Genomic DNA, 11,958 nt, shown 5'->3' with positions numbered 1-11,958 from the left:
TTCTATCCCAGCCATAGCAGCCGAACGACAGCCATACTCACAATACCGACAATAACGGTAGCCAGCAGGTTTTTGCTCCATAAGGCAGTCACTAGTGTAGGAAGGATCGCAATAAGCACTTGCCAATTAAAAGTGACGGAGCCTTCCGTTCGGACGAGCAGATGTTCCATGACGAGCGCCGTAAAAATGCAAATAGGGATGTAGGACAGCCATTGGAGCACTGGTTTGGGCAGAGCCAGCTTTTGCAGTACGACGAAGGGAATGATTCTCGGGATGGCTGTGACGACCATGCCGCCGATAATGATGTACATGACGTTGGGATCAATGTTCATTTGTCAGTTAACACTCCAATCGTTGCGGTCATCATAGTAGCTACAATAACGGAGATATGAGATGGCACCCACCAGGATAAAAGGTACATCAGGATAGCCATACACAGCACGAGCAGCAGACGGTGCTTGAGCTTGGAGGTCTGGACGCTTTGCAGCTGGGAAATAAGCAGAGCCAGAAACATTGCTGGCAAGGCAAAGTCCAGACCAAATGCCTCCGGCCGGGAAATCCAGTTCCCGAGAATCCCTCCTGCCACACAGGAGGCAATCCAGACGAGGTAGGCAGTTATATTGAGCCCGTTCATCCAGCGATCACTGATCTGTCCACCTTTGGCCAGTTTATCAGAGGCTACCCCGAAGGATTCGTCTGTCAAAAGAACACCAATCCCTATATTTTTCCACAATGAATACTTTGAGAAATAAGGAGCCAACGATGCGCTTAACAACAGGTGGCGGGCATTTACAATAAAAGTCGTTAAAATAATGACAGAGGGGGGACTGACCGTAGCCAGCATCGAGCACATAATAAATTGGGAAGCTCCTGCGTAGACAAGCGCCGACATCAGGGCAATTTCCATCGTGCTAACACCTGACGAGGCCCCCACAATGCCTGCCGCGAAGCCAATACACACATAACCGAGCAACGTAGGGATACAATCCTTGACTCCTTGTAAAAAGTGGAGTGGATCGCGCTCCGTTTCGCTCAACCCCGAAGCTATAGACATTTCAACCTTCCCTCCATTCTAAATTTCATTATAGTATATAACGGAACCTTGAAAACAATCAATATATTATACATTTGTATGTTATGGTGAACATCATCTATAGCCTACTTTTGTATCCGTTGTAATTAGTTTTGTCATTAAACTTGAATTAGATGTCAGTGCCTGCGACCTTGATGGTTCAGGCATTTTTTACTTTCAGTTATTTATTTTCTTGATTAACGCTAACTTTTTTCAGTAACAATGGCTTATAAAGAATGCAATTAAAACTTGATAATAAAATGTCATTTTAGAGGGGATAGCAGTGAACTGGGGTGGTAAAAGATCATGGTTACATGAGGATGAACTTTATTCACGACGGATTGTCAAGCCAAGTGCGACAGTTCCTCTAAAAAGGATTCGTGAGCCGTTTTCCCCCCCAAACATTTTCGTGGTCTGTGATTGATGAGATAGAGTGCTTTCTCTAGGACTTCATCCGTAACTTGAGCGAAATCCGTCCCTTTGGGGAAGAACTCTCGCAGCAAGCCATTAGCGTTTTCGTTGGAGCCTCGTTGCCAAGAGGAATACGGATCGGCAAAATAGACCTGTACCCCATGGGGTGGCCTCCAGACTCGCATAACAGGCAAACTCTTTGCCACGGTCAGCGGTGGCTGTTTGGAAGACTCCAGTAGGGTACTGGGAAGCGGCTACGCCAAAGGCAATCTCCATGGATAGCGCTGTGCGATGGGGCATCTGAATCGCGGTGTAAAGACGCGTCTTGCCCACGGTATCCCATTCCCAATGTCCAAACGTCTCCCGAGAACGGACTTCTTTCGGGCGCTGGGAGATGGTTTTGCCTACGGAGAACGTTCCTCGTTTTTCCGCAGGCTGCTGCCGCTTGCCTTTGTGCCGGAGCACCTTCAGGGCCCCTCTCATTAGGCGGCTGGTATAGAGCCAGCAATAGATGGTTTTAAAGCACACCACATGTTCTCCTTCTTCCCGGAGCCGCTCTACGATTTGCTCAGGAGACCAACTGGCCTGAAGCTTTGCTTCGATGATCACTGCTTGTTCCGTTGTCCATTTGCCTTTGGATACACAAGCTTTCCGGCGCTCTTCATAAGCGTGCTGGGCCTGTTCCACCTGGTACGACACCGAAGCCTGCCTACGGATTTCATGGCAAATGGTTGCCGGGTGCCTATCCAGTTTCTTAGCAATGAATCTTGCACTCATCCCTTGCTGGTGGAGGATTTCTAGCTTGCTGCGCTCGATTATGCTAAGATGTGTGTAGCTCATGGTGGATTCTCCTTGTGTGAATGTGGGTGTAGGAACTTTCATTCTACACGAATCCGGCCATGGGCCCTTTTTTATTTATTTCCAGTGGGTGTCGCACTTCATATTACAATCCGTCATTTAAAAAACTTTCTGGCCGTTCTCTATTGAGGTAGTCTTTTCTCCCGTAAGGGTACATAGAGTTTGGGAAGGGAAGAGTAAACACAATTAAGAATTCGCTATATTGACGGCTTTTTTTGTTTTAATGATTTAAGTTCTTGTCCTTTGTTCGGGACAAGAACTTGACCTCATTGCCGAAAATGGACTAGCATAAGTACCATTAGCTGTAAAGGTATATACCTAAATTAAAGGAATACAGTGGAGAGAACTACGTATTCCTTGGTTGTATTAGGATTCCTAATCATTAGCAGAGTAAACACATTAAGGGGACCCTTTAAGCTAAATGGCTGGATCATAGTTTTTGTCTATTTACCGCCGTTATTGGCGGGGCTGGGACTCTGAATGGATTTTGTACCTTTCCGAGGGTTGGGAAAAACCTTTCCCGGCCAGACTAACTGGCCCGCTGTGCTGGGGTTCATCCTGATTCATAAATTTGGGCCTGTTTATATCGTTCGCTGGATGGTTTGTAACATTGAGGGCTTGCGTGCTTATGTGGTTTTCTCCATCCCGCCGGACCAGTAGGAGAGATCAGGAATTTTCATTGATTTTAGTGTGAGCACGTCTCGTATCTGCTAATATAGATTAGAGGTGTTATACTCGACTGGTGTGTTAATGAAGGAATATATTCTTTAGCAGAACGAATTGAGAATATTTAAAGCTTATTATCAGTTCCAATTCAGTTTAAATAACCAATAATAACTAAACAGAGAAAAGGTGTGTTCATATGAGTACAGCAAATCGTGGAATCCACATTGGTCCTCCCCGTTTTAAAATAGCCGTTCATTCTGTTGTATGGCTAGCAAAAAGTAACAGCGTTTTATCTAGTGCAATGATTGCGAGTCAAGTTAAATCGCATGCTACATTTATGAGAAGAGTCATGCAGTCTTTAACCATTGCAGGTATCGTGGAGTCAAAAGGTGGACGTGAGGGGGGCTACATTTTACGAAAAGCTCCCGGTCTAATTACTTTAGGTGATATTTATTATGCAGTAAATACGGATATATCAGAATCTGATTTTGATATCGATTGTGGAGATGCCGCTAAACAGCTTGACCTTGAATTGGAAAAAATTCTGTATGAAACTGAACAGCACACTATAAAATATTTGAGTCAGTTTACAATCGATGATGTTGCTAACCGTATAGATTTCTTCTAATTGGTAAAAATTGAAAAAGACTAAGCCGAAATTTATAATGTGCTGATTCAAAGATGCATCTCAAAAGCTTTAACCAATGATGCTGCCTTAGTGGTTAAAAGTTATAAGATGTCGCCATATTGGCGACTTTTTATTTTCTTGCTGGATTTTGTTATAACAGTACACTGATCGCTCAGTAAGTTCAATCAATAGACGAAAGTAAGCTTTTTAAAACCCTAGTTGTAAGAAAAGTGATTAAAAGTATACCTCTTCATCGATCATAGTTAGTCGTCTATTGTTGTATTCAGAAGATAGATAAATATGATACGAATGCTGTGAAAGAGCTCCCCCCTCAAAACGCTATTGCTCCTACTGACCAAACAATCAGGTGAACTCCTGTACTACAACGTTATAAAGCATATTTTGTAACCTAACATTCGTACAGAAATAAAACTTGAGATTAAGGAATAAATGAATTATAATGTGCTTATCACAGTTGCATTTAAAAGTTTTAAATGTGCTTTAAGAAGGCACAATATGAAGCGGACTGAGATAAATATCTTACTCTAAGGGAGAAATTACTATGTCCAATGTACTTTTTATTAAAGCGAATGATCGTCCAGCAGATCAAGCAGTAAGTGTTCAGATGTATGAGACTTTTCTCAAGACTTATAAAGATACCCATTCTTCTGATGTAATTACTGAACTTGATTTGTTCGTAGAGAACCTTCCTACTTATGGAAATACTGTGATCACAGGCATCTATAAATTAAGTCAAGGTTATGAACTTACGGCAGAAGAGTTGGAAGCCACAACAACGTCCAATCGTTATCTGGATCAATTCCTTGCCGCAGATAAAGTAGTCATTGCCTTTCCACTCTGGAACACCATGGCACCTGCACCGTTGGTCAACTACATCGCTCATATCTCCCAGGTTGGCAAAACATTTAAATTTACTGCTGAAGGTCCTGTTGGTCTTGCCGGTGATAAAAAAGTCGCATTGCTAAGCGCACGTGGAGGAATGTACTCCATAGAGCCGATGGCGTCCTTCGAATCAGCGGTTAAACCAGTGAAGATGAATCTTGGCCTTTTCGGAATTCAAACTACCGATGTTATTATTGAAGGACATAATCAGTACAAGGATCGTGCAGAAGTGATTGTAAAAGAAGGACTTCAAGAAGTGGCCAAAGTAGCATCAACGTTCTAAGACACTTTCCAGGAGGGCTTCACCTGTTTGGCGCCAGTGGCTCTATTGGGCAGATGTACGGCAAGCACTTGAGAAATGTGCTCTTGTAAGGCCTATGTACGCAAATCTGCAAGCCTATTCTAGAAAATAAGAATTATAATTTTGCAAACACTCTTTAAACGTAAAGGGGCTGTCCCAAAAGCCATGAATGGCTGCTTGGGATAGCCCCTGTTTTTGAGTAGGATATACGTGAGCGTTTGGTGAGGACGCTCCGCGAACGGAACGTTGTTCCAATCGCTGTTGTATCCAGACTTTATTTATTTGACTTAGCGGTAAAAATCGGATACAAAGGCGACCGCTGCCGCTTTTCCACAATCGTTCCGTCCTCTCCGCTGTTTAAGCGGGAATCGTATCTACAATCCTTCTAAAAATCATAAAAAAAGAAACCTTTCTTTGGTAAAATGGAAGTGCGACCAACCATTTCAAAGGAGAGGTTTCTTTTGTACATTCAATATAACATGGACCATCTTTGACGCCGCCTATCCCGGCGGTGGCCGCAACAGCTACCATCCTAAAATGCTGACAAAAGTCATCATCTACGCTTATACACAGCGCATTTACTCCTCCCGGCAAATCGCTAAAGCGCTTCGGGAGAATATCCCCTTCATGTTGTTGGCCGGACGGCAACGCCCGGACTTCCGTACCCTTAATCGTTTCCGTTCTCAGCGGATGAAGGAAGACCACATGCGAAACGGTCAACTGAAACCCGGATATAATGTGCAGGTCGGAACCGAAAACCAGTTCATTTTAGCCTACAGTGTTCACCAACGACCGACGGATACTCGCTGTTTGCAGCCGCATATGGAAAAAGCTCGGAAACTACTGGGAGGATTTCCACAGACCGTCATTGCAGACGCAGGCTACGACAGTGAAGAAAACTACGCCTGCCTGGAAAAGGAAGAGATCCAGGCAGTCGTTAAATACGGCAGCTACCATAAAGAGAAGAGCAAGGCGTGGAAAGCGGATATCGGAAAGATAGAGAACTGGACATACAACGAGGCAGAGGATACATGGACCTGCAAGGCTGGACAAACACTGCATTTCCGCAGAGAAAGGAAACCTTAAAGAGTGGATACGAGATTCGTAAACGTCATTACCGAAGCAACTCTTGTGACGGCTGCCCCCTGAAGGACCGTTGTACGAAGACGGAAGGAAATCGGGAAGTAGTCGTCCGTGTGGAACGGCTAAGATACCAGAACCAAGCTCGGGAAATCCTTCGAAGTGAAGAAGGGTACACCTTGGCCGTGCGCCGAATGACGGAACCGGAAAGCGTATTTGGACAACTGAAAAACAACCGGGGTTTCCGGCGGTTACTGCTTCGCGGCATGGAGAAGGTGACGCTTGAGGTCGGCTGGCTTTCACTTGCCCATCATGTGCTGAAGCAAGCCGCAGTGGACCAAAAACGCAAAGCAGCGATTCTCCAATAACGGGAGAATCGCTGCTTTGCTGACTTTTGTGGTTTTTTAGAATGAGAAGGGTTGTCTCTAACGTCGATATCTACTTTTGAGACAGCCCCCTTCCATAAGGCTGTTTAGGAAATGGCTTAGCAGTTAATACAGATAATTAACCCTTCCGTATGACCTAGCTCAGGCAAATTGTGCTCCAATATGTGTTATTCCATATCTATTACCTCTATTAGGTTGTATCACCTAAATAAGAGAGATTAATTTCTAAGTAGTGTTAGCAGGGGCATGTTTTTATGTTTAGATTTTCTAAGAGCAGTATTGGTGATTTGAAGGAGATAAATTAATAAGTTTTCTAATTTAAAAGTGACTTTTCAATGGGGATAACAGCTTGGGAAGAGATGCTGTACGCAATTAAATAATGGTCAAGAATCATCCAGACAGAATTAGACTTATTTTAAATATATATACTATATACAGTATATAAAATATATATAAACACATTATATAGGGTATTCAGGAACGTATTTTTTATTTTGCAATTGGCTTTTACCATATATCGAACTAAGCTTGATATAAAAAAGGGCCAATAGCTATGTCTTTTTATATTCTATCTATAAAGAAGAGTTAAACTTGGGGAAACTAACAAGGAAATAAAAGATGAATGTGAGGTTTTCTAATTACAACTATATATTTATCATTGGATTTGTTGATCCTATTCATCTGAAAATAAATACACAAATTGATTCGCTATAAATAAAATTTCTCTGAGTGGAAGTACCGCCAAGTAAGGGCTGTGGGAAAGCATCCCTGGCCATATTCGTGGCGCCTCGCTCGAATTTACTATGACTTTCGGAGGATGCTATTAAGAGTAGTAAAAAAGTTCCCGTTGTCTTTATCTCATACTGCTGGACAAACGAGAAATATATGCAGTCGGTCTTGGACAGCCACTAGGTTAGTAGAAAAATCTGGCGTTGACGTAATCCTCGCCAGGTGACATGGAGTGTTGCAACATATGGTTTGTAGTACGCCTATTAATTGTCTCTTATTTGTCTGAGAAGTCTTATTTTAGCCAAACAAATCATGTCCGTAGGTAAGTAAAGCACAACAAAAATGTTGATGGCTACACAGCCTTACATTAAATTTGATAATTGACGTTCATTTGAGCAAAATGTTAGAATCACATACAATTCAGACAAGCGCAGTGATCAATGGAGACTTGTCTTTTTTTGATGCTTTTTGAACATTGGGGGGATATTCATGTTGATTTCAAGAGTGATCAACAATAATGTGATCACGGCGATGAATGAAGACAACAAGGAATTGGTGATTATGGGCTTAGGGATCGCTTTTCAAAAGAAGAAAGGCGACACCGTTGATAAGTCCAAAATTGAAAAAGTATTCAGCCTTGAGAATAAGGAACTTACCGATAGACTAAAGACGTTATTAAACAAAATATCGTTGGAGGTTATGTCGCTTACAGAAGATATTATTAACTATGCTATGCAGAAAACGAATCGAAAACTGAATGAAAGCATATATATTTCGCTTCCCGATCATATTAATTTTACAATCGAACGTCATCAACAAGGGATAGATATTCATAATGCACTCCTTTGGGAAATAAAACGATTCTATAGATTGGAATTTGGAATCGGCATGGAAGCTCTGTCCATAATTAAAGAGCGTCTTGGTGTGGAACTCCCTGAAGATGAGGCTGGCTTTATTGCCCTCCATATCGTTAATGCTCAAATGAACGAAAATGTACCTGAAGCGGCAAATATCACAAGATTAATTAAGGAAATTCTCAACATCGTTCAATATACATTCAGAATTGATCTGGATGAAGAATCGCTTAACTATTTCAGATTCGTAACTCATCTCAAATTTTTTTCCCAGCGGATGTTTAATAAAATTATGACGGAAAGTAAAGATGAGGAATTGCTAAATATTGTGAAAGAAAAGTATAAGCCATCTTATGAATGTGCCTGGAAAATCAAAGAATACATCAAGCTAAGCTATGATTATCCCTTAAACAAGGACGAATTACTCTATTTGACGATCCATATTGAAAGAGTGGTCAACAGGAGTTGAGATCTTTACACCTGATGTAAGCGTTGACAGATTCCAAAGTACGTGCTAAATTATGCTCATATTCACAAAGTGAATAATTCTTTAGGATAAGTAGGATTGTAACTGCTTCGAGCAGGCAAGACCTAAATTCTAACGAACTTACGACTACCGCGGGGCGTAAGTTGGTTGAATTTAGGTCTTTTTTGCTTCCGTTTTTCATTAAAATCCCGGGGGGATCAGCATGAGCAATCAGAAAATTGCACAAGAAATACTGCCTTTATTAGGTGGAGAAGAAAACGTAAAAGATGTAACTCACTGTGTAACTCGATTGCGTCTTACCCTTAAAGACAATGAGAAAGCAGACAAAGCCGGTATTCAGGCTATACAGGGTGTTATGGGAGCGACAGTCAATGGGGGGCAATTTCAAATTATTGTTGGGGATAAGGTATCCGATGTTCACAGCGAATTTGTAAAATTGCTGGGTAACCGTCAAGTTGCGGATGATAGTAGTTCTGCATCAGGTTCGAAAGGCTTCAAAGGGATTCTCAATTCCTTCTTTAATGTCATCTCAAGTATTTTTGCTCCAATCATTCCAGCAATCATCGGGGCGGGATTACTTAAAGGGATTATTACATTACTCTCATCTTTTGAACTCGTATCTTTGGAAAGTAGCACATACAAGTTGCTATCTGTATTCGCTGATGCGGCTTTTTATTTCTTGCCTATCCTTCTTGCTTTTAGTACGGCGAAAAAGTTTAATGCTAACCAATATGTCGCTGGGGCGATTGCGGGTGTTTTGATTCATCCTAACTTAGGTGCTCTTTTGAACGGTGAATCACCTGTCACCCTACTTGGCATTCCGATTACTTCAGTCATATACGCATCGTCTGTATTACCCATTATTCTGGGCGTGTGGTTTATGTCTTATGTGGAAAAGGTTTTAAAACGTATCATTCCTAAGGTTCTTCAGTCTATCTTTTTGCCACTGCTTACATTGTTGATTGTTTCTTCTATCATTCTTATTGCGCTTGGACCTGCTGGTACACTCATAGGAAATGGAATCGCCGTCGGATTTATTTCACTATACATGAACTATGGATGGCTAGCGGGGCTTCTTCTCGGAGGATTTTATCCGCTGATTGTCATCACAGGTATGCATTACGGGTTCTTGCCAGTCATGTTCCAATCCCTTTCTAAGTATGGTGTTGACTATATAATGGGGATTGCAGTTGCAGCCAATTCGGGTCAGGCAGGGGCGACTCTTGCGGTATATTTGAAAACCAAAAACAAAGAATTCAAGGCTGTAGCTGGAACAGCAGCACTGAATGCCATTATCGGGATTACCGAACCTGCTCTTTACGGTGTAACCGTTAAGTTAAAAAAACCGTTGATCGCAGCTGCTATTGCTGGAGGCCTGGGCAGTGCAGTAATGGGATGGTTTAAAGTTGGTGCCACGGGAATTGGTACCGGGCCGATTGCAGGGTTACCATTTTTCTTCGGTTCCACATTCCTGTATTTCCTGATCGGCTGTGCAGTTAGTTTTGTTGTTGGTTTTGTTCTGACACTCATTATTGGATTTGAAGATATTCCAGAGAGAAAAGAAGCTGTAGCCGTCTCTTCGAATAATACAATTACAGGGACGATAGAGAGTGATCCTAAAGCACCCGTAACGGTACAATTTAATAATCCAGATCGTGTTCAACCTATTCTTAGTCCTATTCATGGAGAAGTGGTAGAACTCTCGCAAGTCAGTGATCCTGCGTTTGCAGCTGGTATGATGGGCAAAGGGATTGCAATTAGACCCACTACAGGAAGAGCGGTGTCACCTGTCAAAGGTACGGTCGCAACTGTTTTCAAGAAGAAACACGCCATTGTTGTTGTGGCTGACAGTGGAGCAGAAATATTGATTCATATTGGCATAGATACCGTTAAACTGAACGGTCAACATTTTGAGACTCACGTTGAAGTAGGTCAACATGTTGAGGCTGGCGATCTGTTGGTTGAGTTCGACATAGAACAGATTAAAAAAGCTGGCTATGACACGGTAACTCCTATTATTGTAGCTAATTATAATAACTATATCGATGTTAATGCAGAATCAACCGGAAGTATTGATGAAAAAGATCCTTTAATGAAGGTAATCGGATAAAAAAATTTGGAGAGTGAAAACAATGGAATTTACAAAAAAATCGGTGAATGAAATTAATATGTCGGGGGATTTATTCCCCCCTGACTTTCTCTGGGGCGGAGCCGTGGCTGCGAATCAGATCGAAGGTGCATATCTGGAGGATGGTAAGGGATTATCTGTCTCAGATGTGTTGTCGGACGGAATATTCGGTCAGATCCTGGATAAGCCTGATGGTGAATATCTCAAACACCAGGCCATTGATTTTTACCATCGTTACCCCGAGGATATCGCATTGTTCGCAGAAATGGGGTTTCGAACACTAAGAACTTCTATAGCGTGGACCCGGATTTTTCCGAATGGAGATGAAGCCATTCCTAACGAAGCAGGTCTGGAATTTTATGATCTGTTATTTGATGAACTACTCAAATACGGAATTCAACCATTAGTTACACTTTCTCATTATGAAATGCCTCTTGGACTCGTCCATAAGTACGGTGGCTGGTCTAATCGAGAAGTGATTACTCTTTTTGAACGTTTTTCGAGAGTTGTTTTCGATCGGTATGGGGACAAAGTAAAGTATTGGCTGACATTCAACGAAATTAATATGATGCTTCATGGTCCTTTTATTGCAGGAGGAATTTATCCTGATCAGGCAACTGAGCAAGTAACTTATCAGGCTATCCATCATCAATTCGTTGCAAGTGCTTTAGCAGTGAAGGCTTGTCATGAAATTATTCCTGATGCTCAGATCGGGTGCATGATAGCGGGTGGCCCAATGTATCCTCTTACACCTAAACCAGAGGATGTGTTGGAAGCCATGCGTAAAGATAGGGAGAATTTCTTCTTTGCAGATGTGCAAGTCAAAGGTAAATATCCTGGGTATATACTGCGTTATTTCAGAGAATCCAATATTGATCTCGATATCACAGAAGAGGATCTGAAGACACTTAAACACACGGTCGATTTCATTTCTTTTAGCTATTACATGAGTTACTGTGCAACGACAGATCCTGAACTTAATGAGCAATCCAGAGGCAATATTATGAGCGCGGTTAAAAATCCGTACCTTTCAGCTTCCGAGTGGGGTTGGTCAATCGATCCAAAGGGATTGCGCTACACGTTAAATCAGTTCTATGACAGATATGAAAAACCTTTGTTTATTGTCGAGAATGGCCTAGGCGCAATAGATGTCCCGAATGAGAAGGGGATTGTTGAGGATGACTATCGGATTGATTATATCCGCGAGCATCTTGTGCAAGTCGCAGAAGCGATTCAAGATGGAGTCGAGGTCATGGGATACACTAGTTGGGGATGCATAGACATCGTAAGCAACTCCACCGGAGAGATGCGTAAACGTTATGGCTTCATTTATGTCGATCGTCACGATGATTTATCGGGAACTTTTGAGAGAACACGAAAGAAGAGTTTCAATTGGTACAAAGTAGTCATCGCTACCAATGGGAAAATCATTACAGAGTAGAGGTAAAACAGCCG

7 protein-coding genes and 2 pseudogenes are annotated in these 11,958 nt (G+C 42.1%); 6 read left to right on the top strand and 3 right to left on the bottom strand.

Annotated features, from left to right (window positions below):
- Nucleotides 1-2: 2 nt before the first annotated feature.
- The 3 genes and pseudogenes from ACQ4MX_RS05930 to ACQ4MX_RS05920 form a co-directional block, all read right to left on the bottom strand.
- Nucleotides 3-332 (bottom strand): AzlD domain-containing protein, encoded by a 330-nt coding sequence (locus ACQ4MX_RS05930; RefSeq protein ID WP_044647499.1) that lies wholly within the window; start codon nt 330-332, stop codon nt 3-5.
- On the bottom strand, nt 329-1,054 hold the full coding sequence (locus ACQ4MX_RS05925) for an AzlC family ABC transporter permease (protein WP_431089748.1): 726 nt from the start codon (nt 1,052-1,054) through the stop codon (nt 329-331). The genes ACQ4MX_RS05930 and ACQ4MX_RS05925 overlap by 4 nt, the downstream gene beginning before the upstream one ends.
- A gap of 362 nt (nt 1,055-1,416) precedes the next feature.
- Nucleotides 1,417-2,323 (bottom strand): annotated as a pseudogene (locus ACQ4MX_RS05920) (IS30 family transposase).
- 880 nt (nt 2,324-3,203) lie between these two features.
- Here ACQ4MX_RS05920 and ACQ4MX_RS05915 point away from each other — a divergent pair.
- From ACQ4MX_RS05915 to ACQ4MX_RS05890, 6 genes and pseudogenes are all read left to right on the top strand, one after another.
- Nucleotides 3,204-3,635: an RrF2 family transcriptional regulator gene (locus ACQ4MX_RS05915; RefSeq protein ID WP_044647973.1), complete on the top strand. Its 432-nt coding sequence runs from the start codon at nt 3,204-3,206 to the stop codon at nt 3,633-3,635.
- A 535-nt stretch (nt 3,636-4,170) separates the two neighbouring features.
- A complete protein-coding gene (locus tag ACQ4MX_RS05910; protein ID WP_431091261.1) occupies nt 4,171-4,821 on the top strand; it encodes an FMN-dependent NADH-azoreductase in 651 nt (216 codons plus the stop codon).
- Nucleotides 4,822-5,325: 504 nt separating this feature from the next.
- Nucleotides 5,326-6,287 (top strand): annotated as a pseudogene (locus ACQ4MX_RS05905) (transposase); the annotation flags it as partial.
- A 1,236-nt stretch (nt 6,288-7,523) separates the two neighbouring features.
- Complete coding sequence (gene licT / locus ACQ4MX_RS05900; RefSeq protein WP_431089747.1) at nt 7,524-8,357, top strand: BglG family transcription antiterminator LicT; 834 nt, start codon at nt 7,524-7,526, stop codon at nt 8,355-8,357.
- Nucleotides 8,358-8,577: 220 nt separating this feature from the next.
- Complete coding sequence (locus tag ACQ4MX_RS05895) at nt 8,578-10,485, top strand: beta-glucoside-specific PTS transporter subunit IIABC (RefSeq protein ID WP_431089746.1); 1,908 nt, start codon at nt 8,578-8,580, stop codon at nt 10,483-10,485.
- Nucleotides 10,486-10,507: 22 nt separating this feature from the next.
- Entirely contained in the window at nt 10,508-11,944 is a 1,437-nt protein-coding gene (locus ACQ4MX_RS05890) for a glycoside hydrolase family 1 protein (protein ID WP_431089745.1), read from the top strand.
- Nucleotides 11,945-11,958: the final 14 nt, after the last annotated feature.

Origin of the sequence: Paenibacillus sp. 8b26, assembly GCF_050626875.1 — a bacterium.
Lineage (GTDB): Bacteria > Bacillota > Bacilli > Paenibacillales > Paenibacillaceae > Paenibacillus.
This window is presented reverse-complemented; position numbering and strand designations above follow the sequence as displayed.

Excerpts from the sequence above, each read along its gene's own strand:
- ACQ4MX_RS05930 (WP_044647499.1), bottom strand. The coding sequence starts at position 332 with ATGAACATTGATCCCAACGTCATGTACATCATTATCGGCGGCATGGTC.
- ACQ4MX_RS05925 (WP_431089748.1), bottom strand. The coding sequence starts at position 1,054 with ATGTCTATAGCTTCGGGGTTGAGCGAAACGGAGCGCGATCCACTCCAC.
- ACQ4MX_RS05915 (WP_044647973.1), top strand. The coding sequence starts at position 3,204 with ATGAGTACAGCAAATCGTGGAATCCACATTGGTCCTCCCCGTTTTAAA.
- licT (WP_431089747.1), top strand. The coding sequence starts at position 7,524 with ATGTTGATTTCAAGAGTGATCAACAATAATGTGATCACGGCGATGAAT.
- ACQ4MX_RS05895 (WP_431089746.1), top strand. The coding sequence starts at position 8,578 with ATGAGCAATCAGAAAATTGCACAAGAAATACTGCCTTTATTAGGTGGA.
- ACQ4MX_RS05890 (WP_431089745.1), top strand. The coding sequence starts at position 10,508 with ATGGAATTTACAAAAAAATCGGTGAATGAAATTAATATGTCGGGGGAT.